Annotated in this window: 16 protein-coding genes; 8 read left to right on the top strand and 8 right to left on the bottom strand. The window is 72.2% G+C overall.

The genetic code is table 11. The annotated features are described in order from the left end of the window. The first annotated feature begins 137 nt into the window (after positions 1 to 137). Positions 138 to 521, top strand: a complete 384-nt coding sequence (locus IE272_RS39230) for a cold-shock protein (protein WP_006126557.1) — start codon at positions 138 to 140, stop codon at positions 519 to 521. Positions 522 to 566: 45 nt separating this feature from the next. Here the strand turns inward: IE272_RS39230 and IE272_RS22230 are convergent, their stop codons facing one another. The 5 genes from IE272_RS22230 to IE272_RS22210 are packed head-to-tail and all read right to left on the bottom strand — an operon-like array spanning position 567 to position 4,768. Beyond that, positions 567 to 1,187, bottom strand: a complete 621-nt coding sequence (locus IE272_RS22230; RefSeq protein WP_073958058.1) for a hypothetical protein — start codon at positions 1,185 to 1,187, stop codon at positions 567 to 569. 23 nt (positions 1,188 to 1,210) lie between these two features. Further along, the gene (locus IE272_RS22225) at positions 1,211 to 2,089 is read right to left on the bottom strand and encodes a 1,4-dihydroxy-6-naphtoate synthase (protein WP_056701532.1); all 879 of its coding nucleotides are present in this window, start codon (positions 2,087 to 2,089) and stop codon (positions 1,211 to 1,213) included. Then, entirely contained in the window at positions 2,067 to 2,774 is a 708-nt protein-coding gene (locus IE272_RS22220; RefSeq protein WP_057664980.1) for a futalosine hydrolase, read from the bottom strand. Before IE272_RS22220 ends, IE272_RS22225 begins: the two co-directional genes overlap by 23 nt. A 53-nt stretch (positions 2,775 to 2,827) precedes the next feature. After that, positions 2,828 to 3,304: a hypothetical protein gene (locus IE272_RS22215; protein WP_047178029.1), complete on the bottom strand. Its 477-nt coding sequence runs from the start codon at positions 3,302 to 3,304 to the stop codon at positions 2,828 to 2,830. 27 nt (positions 3,305 to 3,331) lie between these two features. Beyond that, positions 3,332 to 4,768 (bottom strand): MFS transporter, encoded by a 1,437-nt coding sequence (locus IE272_RS22210; protein ID WP_050361248.1) that lies wholly within the window; start codon positions 4,766 to 4,768, stop codon positions 3,332 to 3,334. 416 nt (positions 4,769 to 5,184) lie between these two features. Here IE272_RS22210 and IE272_RS22205 point away from each other — a divergent pair, with 416 nt between their 5' ends. From IE272_RS22205 to IE272_RS22190, 4 genes are all read left to right on the top strand, one after another. After that, positions 5,185 to 6,117 carry a DUF3027 domain-containing protein gene (locus tag IE272_RS22205; RefSeq protein ID WP_032792316.1) on the top strand — a complete coding sequence of 311 codons (933 nt, stop codon included), beginning with the start codon at positions 5,185 to 5,187 and terminating at the stop codon, positions 6,115 to 6,117. A gap of 422 nt (positions 6,118 to 6,539) precedes the next feature. Then, on the top strand, positions 6,540 to 9,761 hold the full coding sequence (locus tag IE272_RS22200) for a sacsin N-terminal ATP-binding-like domain-containing protein (RefSeq protein WP_190007669.1): 3,222 nt from the start codon (positions 6,540 to 6,542) through the stop codon (positions 9,759 to 9,761). A 182-nt stretch (positions 9,762 to 9,943) separates the two neighbouring features. Beyond that, the gene (locus IE272_RS22195) at positions 9,944 to 10,822 is read left to right on the top strand and encodes a calcium-binding protein (protein WP_190007635.1); all 879 of its coding nucleotides are present in this window, start codon (positions 9,944 to 9,946) and stop codon (positions 10,820 to 10,822) included. A gap of 223 nt (positions 10,823 to 11,045) precedes the next feature. After that, on the top strand, positions 11,046 to 11,903 hold the full coding sequence (locus IE272_RS22190; RefSeq protein ID WP_057664985.1) for a DUF5707 domain-containing protein: 858 nt from the start codon (positions 11,046 to 11,048) through the stop codon (positions 11,901 to 11,903). 90 nt (positions 11,904 to 11,993) lie between these two features. On the opposite strand, the gene IE272_RS22185 is transcribed toward IE272_RS22190, so the two are convergent. Next, on the bottom strand, positions 11,994 to 14,513 hold the full coding sequence (locus tag IE272_RS22185) for an HAD-IC family P-type ATPase (protein ID WP_190007634.1): 2,520 nt from the start codon (positions 14,511 to 14,513) through the stop codon (positions 11,994 to 11,996). Between the two features lie 159 nt (positions 14,514 to 14,672). Beyond that, positions 14,673 to 15,005: a DUF2530 domain-containing protein gene (locus tag IE272_RS22180; RefSeq protein WP_056701525.1), complete on the bottom strand. Its 333-nt coding sequence runs from the start codon at positions 15,003 to 15,005 to the stop codon at positions 14,673 to 14,675. Between the two features lie 212 nt (positions 15,006 to 15,217). On the opposite strand from IE272_RS22180, the gene IE272_RS22175 reads away from it, so the two are divergent. Further along, positions 15,218 to 16,672 (top strand): NCS2 family permease, encoded by a 1,455-nt coding sequence (locus tag IE272_RS22175; protein ID WP_050361242.1) that lies wholly within the window; start codon positions 15,218 to 15,220, stop codon positions 16,670 to 16,672. Between the two features lie 30 nt (positions 16,673 to 16,702). Here IE272_RS22175 and IE272_RS22170 read toward each other — a convergent pair whose 3' ends face one another. Beyond that, entirely contained in the window at positions 16,703 to 16,912 is a 210-nt protein-coding gene (locus tag IE272_RS22170) for a hypothetical protein (RefSeq protein ID WP_073740655.1), read from the bottom strand. 134 nt (positions 16,913 to 17,046) lie between these two features. Between IE272_RS22170 and IE272_RS22165 the strand changes: the two genes are divergently transcribed. Together IE272_RS22165 and IE272_RS22160 are read left to right on the top strand one after the other, a co-directional pair. After that, positions 17,047 to 17,487, top strand: coding sequence for a MarR family winged helix-turn-helix transcriptional regulator (locus IE272_RS22165; protein WP_007452526.1), 441 nt, complete (start codon positions 17,047 to 17,049; stop codon positions 17,485 to 17,487). Positions 17,488 to 17,622: 135 nt separating this feature from the next. Then, a complete protein-coding gene (locus IE272_RS22160; protein ID WP_050361241.1) occupies positions 17,623 to 18,957 on the top strand; it encodes an MFS transporter in 1,335 nt (444 codons plus the stop codon). Positions 18,958 to 19,081 lie beyond the last annotated feature (124 nt).

The raw sequence follows: 19,081 nt of genomic DNA, 5'->3' as shown, positions 1-19,081 counted from the left end.
CGTCTTGTCACCGGCCGGGGGCCCATTAGCCTGGGACCGGGCGGGTCACGGTGACCCGCTGTACTGCTATCCGGAGCCGTTCTCCCCGGGAGACCGGCTCTTTCCGCACACCGACGAGTACGAGGACGAGGACAGACGTGCCCACCGGCAAGGTCAAGTGGTTCAACAGCGAGAAGGGCTTCGGCTTTCTCTCCCGCGACGACGGCGGCGACGTCTTCGTCCACTCGTCGGTTCTCCCTGCCGGAGTCGACGCCCTCAAGCCCGGCCAGCGCGTGGAATTCGGCGTGGTCGCGGGCCAGCGCGGCGACCAGGCCCTTTCCGTGGTGGTCCTCGACCCCACCCCGTCCGTCGCTGCGGCGCAGCGACGCAAACCGGACGAGCTGGCGTCGATCGTGCAGGACCTGACGACGGTCCTGGAGAACATCACGCCGCAGCTGGAGCGGGGCCGCTACCCCGACAAGGCCGCCGGCGCGAAGATCGCGGGCCTGCTGAGGGCGGTCGCCGACCAGCTCGACGTGTAGCGGGCACGACCCGCCGAGGCGCTGTCGCAGCGCGGCCCCCGCCGGTCAGGCCTGGCTCTCCGCGAAGAGCCGGGTGGACCTGCCCAGGGCCGCGCGCACAGCGCCCGAGCGGGTCAGCGGCGCGCGGTCGACACCGGCGAAGAGCGTGACGAGCACGATGTCCGCGGCCACGGCCCGGCCCGCCGTCCGCACCACCAGCTTCCTGCCGCCGCCGAGTCCGGACAGCTTCGCCGTGAGGGACGCACCGGGGTCCTCGTCATCGGCCCGGCGTACCAGGACGAACTGCTTCCGGTTCACCGCCCGCAGCCGGTAGTGGTCGCCGCCGTACCGGAAGTGCAGGGCACGGGCCCGGCGCGTCAGACCGAAGCGGTTGCGCCGCAGATGCACCATGGCGTCGCCGACCCGGAGCACCGAGCGGTTGAGCGTCGGCAGGTCGGCGGCCTCGGTGTGGATGCCGCGGGTCTCGAACACCGCCGTGGGGACCGACGGGCCGCGCACCTCGGAGACCACACGGTCCGGGGTGTACTTCCGGGGCAGCGGGGCGGTGAGGACGATCTCGCCGAACTCCGCGGCCGTGCCCCGGTAGCCCGCCCGCTGCTCGTGGGTGCGGCCTTCCTTCCAGAACGCCAGGGTGAACGGGGCGGTCGACGCGGTCGGCGTGTGCACCGTGGGGTGTCCTTCCGGTCCGCTCAGGGGAACGCCAGCGCGTCCGGGCCGAGCGGCGGTACCAGCCCCTCGGCCGCCGCACGGGTCAGCAGGCCGCGGACCGCCGCGTAGCCGTCCTCACCGAGGTCGGCGGTGAACTCGTTCACGTACAGCCCGATGTGCTGGTCCGCGACGGCCGGGTCCATCTCCTGGGCATGCTCCAGGACGTACGGCCGGGAGACCTCCGGGTGGTCCCAGGCCAGCCGGACCGAACTGCGGACCGCGTCGGCCAGGCGGCGCAGGGTCTCCTCGCCGAGCGAGCGCTTCGCGATGATCGCGCCGAGGGGGATCGGGAGGCCCGTGGTGTCCTCCCAGTGCCGGCCCATGTCGGCGAGGTTGTGCAGACCGAAGTTCCGGTACGTGAAGCGGGCCTCGTGGATGACCAGACCGGCGTCGACCTTGCCGTCCCGTACGGCGGGCATGATCTCGTCGAACGGCATCACGACGACCTCGCCGACGCCGCCCGGGACCATCTCCGCCGCCCAGAGCCGGAACAGCAGGTACGCCGTCGAGCGCTCGCTCGGCACGGCGACGGTCCGGCCGGTCAGGTCGAGGCCCAGCTCCTTGGTGAGGACCAGCGGACCGCAGCCCCGGCCCAGCGCCCCGCCGCACGGCAGCAGCGCGTAGTCGTCGAGCACCCACGGCAGCACGGCGTAGGACACCTTCAGGACGTCCAGTTCACCGCGCTCGGCCATGCCGTTGGTGATGTCGATGTCGGCGAAGGTCACGTCCAGCGCGGGCGCGCCGGGGACCCTGCCGTGCGCCCAGGCGTCGAAGACGAAGGTGTCGTTGGGGCAGGGGGAGAAGGCGATCTCGATCGCGTTCCCGGCCGGGCCCCGGCTAGCTGCGGTGTCGGTCGTCATGCCGGTTCCAACCTTCCAGTACGGGTGCCGTCTTCCCGAACGCCTCCGTGAGCGCCGCCAGCGCGTCGCCGATGCGCCAGGCGTCCCGGTCGCGGGGGCCCACGGCGTTCGATACGGCCCGCAGCTCCAGTACGGGCACCTCGGCCCGGGCGGCGGCCTCCGCGACGCCGAAGCCCTCCATCGCCTCGGCCAGCGCCCCCGGGTGCGCGGCGAGCAGGGCGCCGGCGCGTTCGGCGGTGCCGGTCACGGTGGAGACGGTGAGGACGGTGCCCGGGGCGGCGCCCGCGGCGGCCGCCACCTTCCGTACGAGCGCGGGCGGCGGGGCGAAGCGGTCCCGGCCGAAGCCGAGCGCGGTGACGGGCAGGAAGCCGTCGGGGGTGTCGGCGCCCAGGTCGGCGGCGACGATGTCGCTCGCCACGACCAGCGAGCCGAGCGGCGTCAGCGGGGTGAACGCCCCGCCGATCCCGGCCGAGACGACGAGTCCGTACGGCGCGGACGCCGACGCCAGGGCGAAGGCGGTGGCCGCGGCGGCGGCGGCCGGGCCCGCACCGCCCGCCAGGACGTCGAACGCACCGACGCGGTGCAGCTCGGCCCCCGGCAGCGCCACGATCTGCGGTGTGCCCCCGAACGCACGCGTGACCGCGTCCCGTTCCACCGGGACAGCGGTCACGACCAGCACACGCACGGGTACAGCCTCAGGGTCGAGGACGGGGGGAAGGGCGCTCTCGGTCGAGCGGGTCAGTCCTTCTTGAGCTCGAACTGCCAGATGCCCGTCAGCTTCTTGCCCTTGGTCTCCACGATGGAGATGTTCGTCTTCTCGGACGGCTGGCCGGTCTGGCTGGCGAAGAAGGCGCTGCCGGGGATCGTCCGGTAGGTCTTCTTGTACGGCTCCTGCTCGGCCTGCTGGCCGTTGATGAAGAGCGTCCAGCCGTTCTCGGCGATCTCGGGGTCGACGCCGAAGCGGACCTTGTCGTCCATGGAGACCGTGATGGACTTCTCGGCCTTCTTGTTCAGGCAGCCCTGGATCAGGGACTCCTTGATCGCATCGCCGTCGTTGTAGCAGGCGGCCTCGGTGTTCACCGAGTCACTGCCGACCGTCACGGTGGCGAGCGGCGTCGGCTTGTCGCAGGCGGACAGGACAAGGAGTCCCGCGGACACGGCACCAAGAGCGACGCCGATTCGACGGCCCTTACCGGAGAAGAACGCAACGGTCATGGGCCGAAGGCTATCGGTCGCCTCCGCTCATGCCACGCGGGGGTGCGGCGTGCCGCGCCGCGCGGCTCCCAGGAGGCCCCGTACGGACGTGGCCGCGCCGAGCGCGAGGATGCCCGCGGCGACCGACATGCCGAGCACCGCGTTGAGCGGCAGGGCGATGCCGATCCCGCCGCCGACCACCCACGCCATCTGGAGCAACGTCTCGGACCGGGCGAACGCGGAGGTGCGGACCTCCTCGGGCACGTCCCGCTGGATCATCGCGTCGAGCGACAGCTTGGACAGGGCCTGGGTGAAGCCGGCGACCGCGCCGAGCGCGGCGACCAGCACGGTGGAGAAGAACACCGCGGCCAGGACCGCCACGCTCAGCGCGAGCCCCAGCACCGTCGCGATGATCACCTCGGGGCCGCGCGCCCGGAGCCAGGAGCCCACCGCCGTACCGCAGGCGTTGCCGACCCCCGCCGCCACGCCGACGATGCCGAGCGAGACCGCCGCGCTCTGCCCGGCCAGCGGGTGCTCGCGCAGCAGGAACGCCAGGAAGAAGATGAGGAAGCCGGAGAGGGCCCGGTGCGCGGCGTTGGCCTGCAGCCCGTGCAGGACGGACCCGCCGACGGACCGCAGGCCCGGCGGCCGCTCCTTGGCGGGTTTCTGCCCGTTGCCGCCCCTGCGGAGGCCCGCCCGGGTGCTGCCCTTGCCGGGGGCGGGCCGCGGCGTGGCGTCCTCGTGGTGCGGGACGATCAGCCGCGCCCGGCGCTCGCCCTTCGCGGAGTCGACCTTGGGCGGCAGCGTGAAGGCGAGGAACGTGCCCGCGACGAAGATCGCGCAGGCGCCGTAGAGCGGCCACGGCGAGCCGATGGTCTGGAGGCCGGCCCCGATCGGGGCCGCCACCCCGGTCGCCAGCAGCCCGGCCAGGGTGACCCGGGAATTGGCCTTCACCAGGGAAAAATTGGGTGGCAGCAGGCGTGGCACGACCGCGCTGCGCACCACGCCGTACGCCTTCGAGCAGACCAGGACGCCCAGTGCCGCCGGATACAGCTCCAGACCCCCCGTGGCGACCGCGCCCGACATGGTGATCGCCAGCAGCGCACGGGCCAGCATCGCGCCCGCCATCGCGGCGCGGCGGCCGTGCGGCAGCCGGTCCAGGAGCGGGCCGATCACCGGGGCGAGGAGGGTGAAGGGGGCCATGGTGATGGCGAGGTAGAGGGCCACCCTGCCCCGCGCCTCGTCCGTGGGCACCGAGAAGAAGACCGTGGAGGCGAGCGCGACCGTGATCATGACGTCGCCCGCGCCGTTCACCGCGTGCAGTTCGATCAGTTTTCCGAGGCCGGACTCCCCCGCGCCGTGGGCGTGCGTCGCCCTGCGGATACCGCGCGCCGTGCCGGTGAACGGGGCGCGCAGGGCACGGCCCGTCGCCCGTCCCGCCCTGCGGAGCGGGCCGGGACCGTCGTGCGACCTGGCGGCAGTCACTCCGTCATAGTGCCCCAACCCTGGCCGGTATGAACGGTGATCGGGCGCGGACGCGCGTGTGACGCCCTGTCGGACGAGCGCGCCGGGACCGTCCGGGGCCCTGCGGCCACCGCCGTCCGATCGGCATCGGCGGGAACCCGGCGGGAACGGATACGGCACGTTTGGGACGGGCAGGTGGGCGCAGAGCGGCGGAGAGGGTAGCGTGCGTAACGCGCCACCGGCGGTTGTTCTTGGCCGCGCGCCTCTCGGCGATCCCGCAGAATGGGTGGCAGAAGGCGCGCCCGAGGCAGGCACAACGGGTGTGGACGTCGACGCGGCCCCCAGGTCCGCTCCGCCCGCACTTGTCTGGCCGAAACGGCAATCGTGCAGCAGCTGGCGCGCTCGTGAGACTGGCGTATGGAGAGAAGCGAAGACCTGTGAGTGCTGCGACGACGACGCGAAGCCGTACGGCCCGGACCCCCGTTCCCGACCGCCTGTGCGCCGAGGCGGTGGACCTCGCGCGTGCGGCCGCCGAGGAGGCCGCCGCGCCCGGTGTGGTCGGTGAGCACATCGGCGTGGTCTCCGAGGGAGACCGGGTCGTCACGCACTACTTCGAGGCCAAGGAGCCCGGGTACCGGGGTTGGCGCTGGGCGGTGACGGTGGCGCGGGCCTCCCGCGCGAAGAACGTCACCCTGGACGAAACGGTGCTGCTGCCGGGGGACGACGCGCTCCTGGCGCCGGAGTGGGTGCCGTGGAGCGAGCGGCTGCGCCCCGGCGACATGGGCCCCGGTGACCTGCTGCCCACCGAGGCGGAGGACCTGCGCCTGGAGCCCGGCTGGACCGGCGAGGACGAGCCGCCGCCGAACTCCGTGGTCTCCGAGGAGCTGGCGGAGCTGGTCGACTCGGAGGACGCCGAGCTGACGGACCGGCCGGTGGCCGCGACCAGCCGCGGGTCCATCGCCGCGGTCGCGGACGAGCTCGGTACGCGCCGGGCGCGGGTGCTGTCCCGGTACGGGCTGTACGCGGCGGCCGACCGCTGGGACGAGGCGTTCGGCCCGAAGACGCCGATGGCCCAGGCGGCCCCGGCGACGTGCGTCAGCTGTGCGTTCCTGATCCCGATGGCGGGCTCGCTGAAGCAGGCCTTCGGGGTGTGCGCGAACGAGTTCGGTCCGGCGGACGGGCATGTGGTGTCGCTGGCGTACGGCTGCGGCGGGCACTCGGAGGCCGCGGTGATGCCGGCGCCGCCGAAGCCGGCGCCGCACGCGCTGGACACGGTGCGGGTGGACGCGTACTCGCTGCGGCCGGAGCGGGGCGGGGGCTCCGTGCCGGCCGAGACGGACGGGGCGTCGGAGGACCTGGGCCACTCCTGAGGGGAGCGCACCGGTGTCCTCAATCGCCGGACGGGCTCGACCTCCCGACGGTGACCCCTTCAGCCGTGCGCGGTGACCCCCTTCAGTGCCCGGGGCGGTGCCCCTCCCGCCGTCCCTGTGCCCCCTCCAGCGCCGGGGCGGTGCCCCTTCCAGCGGTGCGGGGTGACCCCTCCAGCCCGTCCGGCGTTTGAGGACGGAACCGTTGACGTGGTGGCGGCTGCCGCTGCGAGGGTGCTGGGCTCCAGGGACCTTCTCCGTGCACGCCCACCCGGGCAAGGGTTCCGTCCTCAATCGCCGGACGGGCTGGGTTGGCCGGGCTTGCCGGTACGGCGGGGGCGGCGCGCGCGGTACCTTCGGGCGCACACTGGGCCGCACAGGCATACGCGGTCCCCCACCCAGCGGACGGAGTCGAGAGCGTGAGCATGAAGGCGACCGAGGGGGCCGATCCGTTCGGGACGGCACGGCTGCGGCGCGGCGTGCTCGACGCGTGGGGGGCCGGGCCCGCCCGGTTCCGGGAGGACGCCAACGCCGAGGAGGACCTCGCGCTCGGCGGCTACCGCGACCGCCTCGTCGTCGAGCTGGCCCAGAACGCCGCCGACGCCGCCGCCCGCGCCCGCGTCCCCGGCAGGCTCCGCCTCACCCTGCACCCCGCCGCCCCCGGCGACCCGGACAACCGTTGCGTGCTGGCCGCCGCGAACACCGGCGCACCGCTCGACGCCACCGGCGTGGAGTCCCTGAGCACCCTGCGGGCCTCCGCCAAGCGCGAGGGCCACGAGTCCTCCGTCGGCCGTTTCGGCGTCGGGTTCGCCGCGGTCCTCGCGGTCAGCGACGAGCCCGCGGTGCTCGGCCGGCACGGCGGCGTGCGCTGGTCCCTGGCCGAGGCGCGCGAGCTGGCCCGCCAGGCGGCCGTCGGCAGCCCCGGCCTCGGGGACGAGCTGCGCCGCCGCGACGGACACGTACCGCTGCTGCGCCTGCCGCTGCCCGCCGAGGGCTCCGCGCCCGAGGGGTACGACACCGTCGTCGTGCTGCCGCTGCGCGACGGCACCGCCGAGGACCTGGTGGCCCGGCTGCTGGCCGCCGTGGACGACGCGCTGCTGCTTACCCTGCCCGGCCTGGACGAGGTCGTCATCGAGACCCCGGACGGGACGCGGACCCTGAGCCGTTCGGCCCACGGCCCGTACACGCACATCGACGACTCCGCCCACGGCCTGGGCCGCTGGCGCACCGTTCTCCACCACGGGCCCATCGAGCCCGCCCTGCTCGCCGACCGCCCGGTCGAGGAGCGGCTGCGCCCGCACTGGTCGGTGACCTGGGCGGTCCCGGTCGACGAGGCGGGCGCCCCGCTCCACCCCCGTACGGCACCCGTCGTGCACGCCCCGACGCCCACCGACGAACCGCTCGGCATCCCCGCCCTGCTCATCGCCTCCCTCCCGCTGGACACCGCCCGCAGGCACCCCGCGCCGGGGCCGCTGACCGACTTCCTGGTGGAGCGGGCGGCCGACGCGTACGCGGAGCTGCTGGGCTCCTGGCGGCCCGTGTCGACCGGGACCATCGACCTGGTGCCGGGGCCGCTGGGCAAGGGCGGCCTGGACGGGGCCCTGCGCGGCGCGATCCTGGCCCGGCTGCCCCGGGTCGCGTTCCTGGAGCCCGCCGCGCCCCGGGACCCCGAGGCCGGGCAGAGCTGGGCCGACGACTGGGACCGTGAGGACCGCGAGGCCGCCTCCGACGCCTCCGCCCCCGACACCGCTGCCCTGCGGCCCGTGGAGGCCGAGGTCGTCGAAGGGGTCGGGGCCGAGACCGTACGGGTCCTCGCCGAGGTGCTGCCCTGTCTGCTGCCCGCGGGCCTGGAGCGGCGCACCGAGCTGCGCACCCTCGGCGTCGCCCGTGTTCCCCTGACCGAGGCCATCGACCGCCTCGCCGGTCTGGAGCGCGACCCCGCCTGGTGGCACCGGCTCTACGACAGCCTCGCGGGCACCGATCCCGACCGGCTCTCCGGGCTTCCCGTTCCGCTCGCGGGCGACCCGGAGGACGAGCGGGCCGGGCGCCCGCCGCGCACCACGATCGGACCGAGGCAGATCCTGCTGCCGCTTCCGGACGCGCTCACCGGCCCCGTCCTCGCCCGGCTCTCCCGCCTCGGCCTCAAGGTCGCCCACCCGGACGCCGCGCACCCGTTGCTGGAGAAGCTCGGGGCCCTGCCCGCCACGCCCCGCGCCGTGCTGACGACCCCTCAGGTGCGGGCCGCCGTCGCCGGTTCGCTGGACGCGGGGGAGATCTGGGACGAGGACGCGCTCGACGGCGACGAGCTGGCCGAGACCGTGCTCACCCTCGTCCGGGACGCCGAGCTGGCCCCCGGCGACGAGCCCTGGCTCGGCGCGCTCGCCCTCCCCGACGAGGACGGCGAACCGGCCCCGGCGGGTGAACTCGTCCTTCCCGGGAGCCCGTTCGCGCAGGTCATGCGCGAGGGTGAACTCGCCCTCACCGACCAGGAGCTGGCCGACCGCTGGGGCGAGGGCCCGCTCACCGCCTGCGGGGTGCTCGCCACCTTCGCCCTCGTACGGGCCACCGACGTCGTCCTGGACCCGGACGAACTGGAGCCCCGCGACAGCGACTTCGCCGAACCCGACGACGCCGGGCTGCTGGACGCCGTCGACGTGTGGTGCGAGGACCTCCTCGACCAGCTGCCGGAGACCCCCGTGCCGCCCGTCGCCACCGAGATCGTCGCCGTACGGGATCTGGACCTGGTCGACGACGACGCCTGGCCGCAGGCGCTCGCCATGCTGGCCCGGCCGCCGCTGCGCGACGCGCTGACGCAGCCGGTGCGGGTGCTGCTCCCGGACGGCACGACGCAGTCCGTGCGCCCGTACACCGCGTGGTGGCTGCGCGACCACCCCGTGCTGGACGGCCGCCGCCCGGCCGGACTGCGCGCGGCGGGCGGCGACCCCCGGCTGGCCGGGCTGTACGACGCGGTGGACGCGACCGGCTTCGACGACGCCCAGGTGCTGCGGGCCCTCGGGGTGCGCACCTCGGTCGCGGCCCTGCTGGACGAGCCGGGCGGTGCGGCCGAACTGCTGGGCCGGCTGGCCGACGAGGACCGGCCCGTCACTCCCGTACAACTGCACGCGCTCTACACGGCGCTGGCCGAACTGGACCCGGACCAGGTGACGTTGCCGGACGAGCTGCGCGCGGTGGTGGACGGCGACGTGGCGGTGGTCGACGCGGCCGACGCCGTGATCGCGGACGCCCCCGACGTGCTGCCGCTGACGGAGGGCCTGCCCCTGCTGCCGGTCGCCCCGTCCCGCGCCGCCGAACTGGCCGAGCTGCTCCAGGTGCGACGGCTCGGCGAGACGATCGAGGCCGGGGTGACGAGTGAGGGCGAGGAGCACCGCGTACCGGAGCCGGTCCGCGTCCTGCTCGGTCCCGGCACCCCGGACACGTACGTCGAGCACTCCGAACTCCGCGCGGGCGGCGTCGAACTGGACTGGCGCCGCACCCCGGACGGGGTCGTCCACGCCGCGACGCTGGAGGGCGTGGCGGCCGGCCTGGCCTGGGCGGCGGACCAGTGGCCCCGCCGCTTCGAGGTCGCGGCCCTGCTGGAGGACCCGTCCCGGACGGAGGAGCTGGCCCGGGACCGCTGGTTCGACTGAGTCCCTCCGGGCGGTGGCCGCACCGAGGGGCGCGGGCTTCACAGAAAAGTCACAACCACGCACAACCGTTCACCTGTGCGGCCTGTCTGTACCTGTGAGCCAACAGGTTCACAGCAACAGACGGGTCCCGCCGGGCTGACGACGCAACCGCGCCCCGGGGCCCCTTCTCCACTTGGGGACACATGCGTATTCGTGCCACCGTGGCCGCCGTTTCCGGCGCCCTGGCCCTTTCCGCTCTTGCCGTACCGGCCGTTCAGGCCGACGAGAAGCCGGAGGCGGGCTTCAGCGTGCCGTCCGGCGCCGATGTCTTCGCCGCCGAGCCGGGCGCGCCCGCCGCCGATGCCCGCGCCGCCCGTGCCGTCGAGACGCCCGTCATCAAGAAGGTCGTCGTCAACGGCGGCAAGAACATCGTGGTGGGCACGAAGTCCAAGCAGAAGTTCACGATCGCGATCACGGCCTCGACGCCGTCCGGCATCGAAGACGCGTTCGCCTACCTGTGGCACGGTCACGTCGACGAGGTCGACGGCTTCCTCGGCCCCACCCAGAAGTTCGGCAACTGCAAGGTCTCGGCCGACCCGACCACCTCCACGTGCACCGTCTCGGTCACGGTCGACCCGCGATCCGAAGACCTCTACACGAGCGGCCTCGCCGGCACCTGGAACGTCGCAGCCGGAGCGCTCGCGGCCACCGGCGGCCAGGAAGACTTCATCTGGAGCGACGCCCACGCCAAGGCCCGCGTCCAGCGGTTCTCCAAGCTGACCGTGAACGCCTCCCCGGAGCCGGTGAAGAAGGGCAAGACCCTCACCGTGACCGGCAAGCTCACGCGTGCCAACTGGGACACCAAGACGTACAAGGGCTACACCAACCAGCCCGTGAAGCTCCAGTTCAAGAAGAAGGGCGCCAAGAGCTACACGACCGTCAAGACGGTCAAGACCAGCTCGACCGGCACCCTGAAGACGACCGTCAAGGCCTCGGCCGACGGCTACTGGCGCTACAGCTTCGCCGGTACGTCCACCACCCCGGCCGTCTCGGCCAAGGGCGACTTCGTCGACGTCAAGTAGCGGCCGCCGTGCGTCCGCCGTCGGCTCCTACGGGCTCGCGGCGGGCGCACGGTCGTCCCGAACGGTCGTCCCGAATGGTCTTCACGAAAAAGTCATAGATCGTACAACCATTGGCATGGTTCGCCTGTCTGTTCCTGTGAGCCAAGAGGCTCATGGATCAGATGGGTCCCGCCGGGCTGACGACACAAGCGCGCCCCGGGACCCCTTCTCCACTTGGGGACACATGCGTATTCGTGCCACCGTGGCCGCCGTTTCCGGCGCCCTGGCCCTTTCCGCTCTCGCAGTACCGGCCGCGCAGGCCGATGACGGTCGTTCGTGGACCGTGGACCACGGAGTCACCGCCCCCCAGCCCTCGGCCGGGGAGAAGACGAAGCGCTCGTTCGCCGCCACCCAGGCCGACGACGCGAAGATCACCTCGGCGGTCGTCAACGGCGGCAAGCCGATCGTGGTCGGCACCAAGTCGAAGCAGACGGTGCCCTACACCGTGACGGCCACCGACGACTCCGGCATCGCCGGCGCCGCCGTGTTCATCTGGATCGGCTCGTCCGTCGACGACGAGAACAGCTTCGGCTTCGGCCCGAACGAGAAGTCGGTCTCCTGCAAGGTGGTCAACGCGACCACCACGACCTGCAAGGGCACCATCACCCTCGACCCGGGTCTGATGCTGAACTCGGACGCGACCTGGTGGCGCGTCGGGGCGGCGGCCGGTGCCAACGACGGCCAGGAACTGGAGCGCGACGCGGTCTCCAAGGTCCGCGTCCAGCGGTTCTCCAAGCTGACCGTGAACGCCTCCCCGGAGCCCGTGAAGAAGGGCAAGACCATCACGGTCACCGGCAAGCTGACCCGTGCGAACTGGGACACCGGCACGTACAAGGGCTACAGCAAGCAGGCCGTGAAGCTTCAGTTCAAGAAGAAGGGCGCCAAGAGCTACACGACCGTCAAGACGGTCAAGACCAGCTCGACCGGCACCCTGAAGACCACCGTCAAGGCCTCGGCCGACGGCACCTGGCGCTACAGCTTCGCCGGCACGCCGAGCACCCCGGCCGTCTCGGCCAAGGGCGACTACCTCGACGTGAAGTAGGACCGACAGGCGAAAGCCCCCGGGAGGACCACCGTCCTCCCGGGGGCTTTCCCGTGCCCGCGCTTCCCGGGGGTTGCGCGGGCCCGCCCCCTACATCCCGAAGCGCCGCCCCACCCAGCGCCAGGTGAACTCCAGCAGGGCGGCCGCCGCCACCGCGATGCCGACCGCCGTCCACGGCATCGGCGCGCCCACCAGCTTCAGCGCGAAGAAGCCCTGGAGCCACGGCACCACGAGCACGATCAGGAAGCCGAGCCCCATCGCCGCCACCAGGCCGACGCGCCACCAGGTGTACGGGCGGGCGATGATCGCCAGGACCCACATCGAGACCAGGAACAGCGTCAGCGTCGCCGCGCTCGTCTCCGCCTCCAGCGCGCCCTCGCCGCTGTAGTAGTGCCGCGCCACCAGGTACGTGGCGAAGGTGGCCGCCGCCGCGATGACGCCCGAGGGGATCGCGTACCGCATGACCCGGCGTACGAAGTGGGGCTGGGCCCGCTCCTTGTTGGGCGCGAGCGCCAGGAAGAACGCCGGGACGCCGATGGTCAGCGTGGACAGCAGGGTCAGGTGCCTCGGCAGGAACGGGTACTCCACCTGGAAGCACACCACCAGGATCGCCAGCAGCACCGAGTAGACCGTCTTGGTCAGGAAGAGCGTCGCGACCCGGGTGATGTTGCCGATCACCCGGCGGCCCTCGGCGACCACCGAGGGCAGCGTCGCGAAGCTGTTGTTCAGCAGCACGATCTGTGCCACCGCCCGCGTCGCCTCCGAGCCCGAACCCATCGAGACGCCGATGTCGGCGTCCTTGAGCGCCAGCACGTCGTTCACGCCGTCGCCGGTCATCGCGACCGTGTGGCCGCGCGACTGGAGGGCGGCGACCATGTCCCGCTTCTGCTGCGGGGTGACCCGGCCGAAGACCGCGTTCTCCTCCATGGCCGTGGCCATCTCGTCCGGGTCGGTGGGCAGCCGGCGGGCGTCCAGCGTGTTCTCCGCGCCCGCGAGACCCAGCTTCCCGGCGACCGCGCCGACCGAGACCGCGTTGTCGCCGGAGATGACCTTGGTGGCCACGTTCTGGTCGGCGAAGTAGGCGAGCGTGTCGCCCGCGTCCGGCCGCAGCCGCTGCTCCAGCACGACCAGGGCGGTGGGGGCGGCCCCGGCCGCCGCGCCGGGCGCGTCCAGCTCGCCCTCGGCACGGGCCAGCAGCAGCACCCGCAGGCCCTGCTCGTTGAGCTGCTCGATCTCGGTGAGGGTCGCGTCGCCCTCGGACAGCAGGACGTCGGGGGCGCCGAGCAGCCAGACGGAGTCCGTTCCGTCGGCCTCCGTCAACGCCGCGCCGCTGTACTTGCGCGCCGAGGAGAACGGCATCGCGTCGGTGACCGTCCAGCTCTCCGCGTCGCCGCCGGACGCCGGAAGCGCGTCGCCGCCGCTCGCCGGAAGCGCGTCGCCGCCGGACGCCGGGTACGCGTCGATGATGGCCTGGAGGCTGGCGTTGGGCCGGGGGTCCGAGGAGCCGAAGGTCCGCAGCACCTGCGTCACGTACGCCTCGTCGCTCCCGTTGAGCGGCCGGACCTCCGTGACGTCCATGCCGCCCTCGGTGAGGGTCCCCGTCTTGTCCAGGCAGACCACGTCGACCCGCGCGAGGCCCTCGATGGCGGGCAGCTCCTGCACCAGGCACTGCTTGCGGCCCAGCCGTACGACGCCGATGGCGAAGGCCACCGAGGTCAGCAGGACCAGCCCCTCGGGGATCATCGGGACGATGCCGCCGACGGTCCTGGCGACGGACTCCTTGAAGTTGTTGTCCTTCACGACCAGCTGGCTGATGATCAGCCCGATCGCCGTCGGCACCATCATCCAGGTGACGTACTTCAGGATCGTGCTGATGCCGCTGCGCAGCTCCGAGTGGACGAGCGTGAAGCGCGACGCCTCCTCGGCGAGCTGCGCGGCGTACGCCTCGCGGCCCACCTTGGTCGCGGTGAACGCGCCGCCCCCCGCGACGACGAAGCTGCCGGACATCACGGGGTCGCCGGCCCGCTTGATCACCGGGTCGGCCTCCCCGGTGAGCAGCGACTCGTCGATCTCCAGGCTGTCGGCCTCGGAGACCGTGCCGTCCACGACCACCTTGTCGCCGGGGCCGAGCTCGACCAGGTCGCCGAGGACGATCTCGGAGGTGGAGATCTCGGCGGCGACCCCGTCGCGCCGCACCGTCGGCTTCGCCTCGCCGATCACCGCGAGGCTGTCCAGGGTCTTCTTGGCCCGCCACTCCTGGATGATGCCGATGCCGGTGTTGGCGACGATCACGAAGCCGAAGAGGCTGTCCTGGATCGGCGCGACGAACAGCATGATCACCCAGAGCACGCCGATGATCAGGTTGAACCGGGTGAAGACGTTGGCCCGGACGATCTCGGTGACCGAGCGCGAGGACCGTACGGGTACGTCGTTGACCTCGCCGCGCGCGACCCGTTCGGCGACCTCGGCGGTGCTCAGACCGTCGGGCCGGCGGGCCGGCGGTGGCTCCATGGGGTGCACGGGGTCGAGTTCCGCCCCCGCGTCGATCATGGTCGGCCGGGAGGATCCGGGGGTCTGCTCCCCGGAGGAATCGAGTGCCCGCTGCGTCATGGGTTCGACGGTACGGGCGTGCGCGGCGAATCACCCGCCGGAGGGGCGAAGATCCGACCAGGGGAGGACGAAGTCGGCACCGAGGTCGTACGGGAGCTTCGCGGAGGCGTCCTGCTCAGGTGTCGCACGGAGACGGATGCGGGCGGCCCGGGGGCGGTGTCAGGCGGTCCGGTCGGTGCGTCCCGCCGGGTCGCCGCCCAGCGCGCTGTCCGCCGCCTCGGCCCCCGCGGCGTCCTTGGCCTCGACCTTGGCCGCGTGCCGCTTGAGGGCGGCGTCGCGCCCCCGGACGTACCAGATGCCGATCAGGCCGAGCCCGGCGCCGGCCAGCGGGGTCCACACCCACCAGGTGTGGCCGCGGTCGGCGAACCAGCCGTAGAAGGGGAGCTGGGCGAGGAAGAGGACGAACCAGAGGATCGTGCCGCCGACGACGGTGGCGACGACGGGGCCCTCCAGGGGTTCGGGCGCCTCGTGCTTCGGTGTCCACTTCTCCATGAGTTCAGTGTATGGGGCCACCTGATCGGGGGGTGTACGGGCCGGTCGGCCCCAGGGGCCACGCGGGTCTACGCGCGGAGATAGCGATCTTCGCTTGATGTATTCATACTGAATCTGCTTTGGGTTGGCTCGAATTGTTCGTCTGAACATCCAATTTCGATCATCTGCCGTCCCACTGCGCCCACCCCCTCTACGTACGACTGAGGTCACCCATGCCCCCCTCGGCCCCCGCTCCGGTCGACTCCCCGCCCCCCTCGGCTCCGCAGTCCCAGGGCAGCCTGGACCGGTTCTTCAAGATCTCCGAGCGGGGGTCGACCGTCGCCCGCGAGTTCCGCGGCGGGTTCGCCACGTTCTTCGCGATGGCGTACATCATCGTGCTCAACCCGATCATCCTGGGCAGCGCGAAGGACATGTACGGCAACCAGCTCGACAACGGTCAGCTGGTCACCGCCACCGTGCTGTCCGCCGCGTTCTCCACCCTGCTGATGGGCGTCATCGGCAATGTGCCGATCGCGCTCGCCGCCGGCCTCGGCGTCAACACGGTCGTCGCGCTCCAGCTCGCTCCCCGGATGAGCTGGCCGGACGCGATGGGCATGGTCGTCCTCGCGGGCATCGTGGTGATGCTGCTGGTCGCCACCGGGCTGCGGGAACGCGTGATGAACGCCGTGCCGAAGTCGCTCCGCAAGGGCATCGCGATCGGTATCGGCCTCTTCATCCTGCTGATCGGCCTCGTCGACTCCGGCTTCGTCTCGCGCATTCCCGACGCCGCGCACACCACCGTGCCGCTCCAGCTCGGCGGCAGCGGCCACCTCGACGGCTGGCCGGTACTCGTCTTCGTCCTCGGCGCGCTGCTCACGCTCGCGCTGATCGTGCGCAAGGTGCCCGGCGCGATCCTGATCTCGATCGTCGCCATGACGGTCGTCGCCCTGGTCATCGACGCGGTGGCCGGCCTGCCCGACGGGGCGTGGGGTCTGACGACGCCCGCATGGCCGGGCAACCCGGTCTCCGCGCCGGACTTCGGTCTGCTCGGCGAGGTCAGCCTGTTCGGCGGCTTCGAGAAGGTCGGCGTCCTGACCGGCGTGCTGTTCGTCTTCACCGTGCTGCTGTCCTGCTTCTTCGACGCGATGGGCACCATCCTGGGCGTCGGCGACGAGGCGAAGCTGATGGACCAGGACGGCAACTTCCCCGGCATCAACAAGGTGCTGTTCGTGGACGGCATCGCGGTCGCCGCGGGCGGTGCGAGCTCCTCCTCCGCCACCACGTGCTTCGTGGAGTCCACCGCGGGCGTCGGCGAAGGCGCCCGCACCGGACTGGCGAGCGTGGTGACCGGTCTGCTCTTCTCGGTGGCGCTGTTCCTCACACCGCTGGCGACCATGGTCCCGTCGCAGGCGGCCACTCCCGCCCTGCTGGCGGTCGGCTTCCTGATCATCGCGGGCTCGGTGCGGGACATCGACTGGAGCGACTACACGCTCGCGGTCCCGGCGTTCCTCGCGATGGTGATGATGCCGTTCACGTACTCGATCACCAACGGCATCGGCATCGGCTTCATCGCCTTCTCCGTGCTGCGCCTGGCGGCCGGCCGCGGCCGCGAGGTGCCGGTGGCCATGTACGTGGTCTCGGCGGTGTTCGTCTTCTACTACGCGATGCCGGCGCTCGGCCTCACGTGATCGGTTCCTCCGTGATGCCGTGGCCCGGCCTCACGTGATCGGTGGCGTCACGCTCCCTCGGGCGTCGCCGTAGAACTTCTCCGTCTCCTCGACGGCCGCTGTGAAGCGTTCGTCGAAGTCGTCGCGAATGAGCGTCCGGACCACATAGTCCTGGACGCTCATTCCGCGTTTCGCGGCGTGCTGCCGGAGCCGGTCGAGCAGCTCACCGTCTATCCGCAGGCTGAGCACTGTCGATCCCATGTCCAGCAGGGTCGCCGCCCCGGAGCGCTCTTTGCGTCACTTTCCGCTTCTAACTCACTCGTTCGGGTGACCAGTTTCTCGCGCGTGTACCATCGGGTGGTATTTAGGTTGGGTAATGAGTTACGCTAACAAACATGCCTGACCTGATCCACGACGGCGACAGTGCCGCCGCCGTGAGCTCCCTCCGCTCCGCCGTGATGCTGCTGGGCCGTCGCCTGAAGCACCAGCGTGTCGACGAGTCGCTGAGCCCCACCGAGATGTCGGTGCTCGGCACCCTTGCCCGTTGCGGTTCGGCCACCCCCGGTGAGCTGGCCCGCAAGGAGCACGTGCAGCCCCCGTCGATGACCCGCATCGTCGCGCTGCTGGAGGCGAAGGGGCTGGTCAGGCTGGAACCGCACCCCGATGACCGTCGGCAGAAGAGGGTCAGCCAGACCGAGCAGGCCGAGGCCATGCTCGCGGAGAGCCGCACCAAGCGGAACGCCTGGCTGTCCCACCTCGCCGAGGGCCTGGACGAGGACGAGTGGGAGACGCTTCGGGCCGCCGCGCCCGTGTTGGAGAAGCTCGCCCACCTGTGACCCCGCGGGCGCGCCGACGATGATCCGCCGCCGGACCGGAAGCACCTTCCGGTCTGTCCCGGATCACCGCCGGAGCGCCCGTCGTCACGTCCTCGTCGGACCGAACGCCGCAGACGCCCGAGGAGGCGAACCCTTTTGAGTACGGGATCCGGAGCAGACTCCGCCCCCGCACCGACTTCCACCCACGAGAGCAAGACCGGCGGGACCTTCTCGTCGCTGAAGATCCGTAACTACCGCCTGTTCGCCACGGGCGCCGTGATCTCCAACACCGGTACCTGGATGTCCCGCATCACGCAGGACTGGCTCGTGCTGAGCCTGACGGGTAGCGCCACCGCCGTCGGCATCACGACGGCCCTGCAGTTCCTCCCGATGCTGCTCTTCGGCCTGTACGGCGGCGTCATAGCCGACCGGCTGCCGAAGCGGCAGATCCTGCTCGTCAGCCAGGCCCTGCTCGGCCTGTGCGGCATCGCGCTGGCCGTCCTGACCCTGGCCGGGGTCGTGGAGGTCTGGCACGTCTATCTGGTCGCCTTCCTCCTCGGCATGGTGACCGTCGTCGACAACCCGGCCCGCCAGTCGTTCGTCTCCGAGATGGTCGGCCCCGCGCAACTGCGCAACGCGGTCAGCCTGAACTCGGCGAACTTCCAGTCCGCCCGGCTCATCGGCCCCGCAGTCGCGGGCGTCCTGATCACCACGGTCGGCAGCGGCTGGGCCTTCCTGCTCAACGGCCTCTCCTTCCTGGCCCCGCTCGTCGGCCTGCTGATGATGCGCACCAACGAGATGCACGCCTCGGTGACCGTCCCCCGCGCCAAGGGCCAGCTCCGCGAGGGCCTGCGCTACGTGAAGGGCCGCCCCGAGCTGATCTGGCCGATCGTCCTGGTCGGCTTCGTCGGCACGTTCGGCTTCAACTTCCCGATCTGGCTGACCGCCTACGCCGACGAGATCTTCGACGGCGGCGCGGGCTTGTACTCCTTCTTCAACATCCTGATGGCGGCCGGTTCGCTGGCCGGCGCACTGCTCTCGGCCCGTCGCCGCTCCACCCGGCTGCGGATGCTGGTCGCGGCGGGCACGGCGTTCGGGCTTTTGGAGATCGCCGCCTCGCTGTCCCCGTCGGTCTGGCTGTTCTCGATCCTGCTGGTCCCGATCGGCATGCTCGGCCTGACCACGAACATCACCGCGAACACGAGCGTCCAGATGGCCGCCGACCCGGAGATGCGGGGCCGGGTGATGAGCCTGTACATGATGGTCTTCGCCGGGGGTACGCCGGTGGGCGCCCCGATCGTCGGCTGGATCAGCGACACGTACGGCGCCCGCACCGGCTTCGCGGCCGGCGGCGCGATCTCGGTGATCGCCGCCCTGGGCGTCGGCTTCGCCCTCGCCCGCGTCGGCGGCCTCCGCCTGAAGGTCGACCTCCGCCCGGGCCGCCCGCACGTCCGCTTCGTCCCGCGCGAGCAGCTGGCGACGGCGGCGTAGAACGCGCGACACGGCAGTACGGGGAAACGCCCTCCTCCCGGAGCGACCGGGAGGAGGGCGTTGTCCGTGCGGCGGTGCCGGTAGCGGGGGAAGGCGCCGACCGCGACGACGGGGCCGGCGAAGC

The sequence above is a fragment of the Streptomyces anulatus genome (assembly GCF_014650675.1).
Taxonomy (GTDB): Bacteria; Actinomycetota; Actinomycetes; order Streptomycetales; family Streptomycetaceae; genus Streptomyces; species Streptomyces anulatus.
This window is presented reverse-complemented; position numbering and strand designations above follow the sequence as displayed.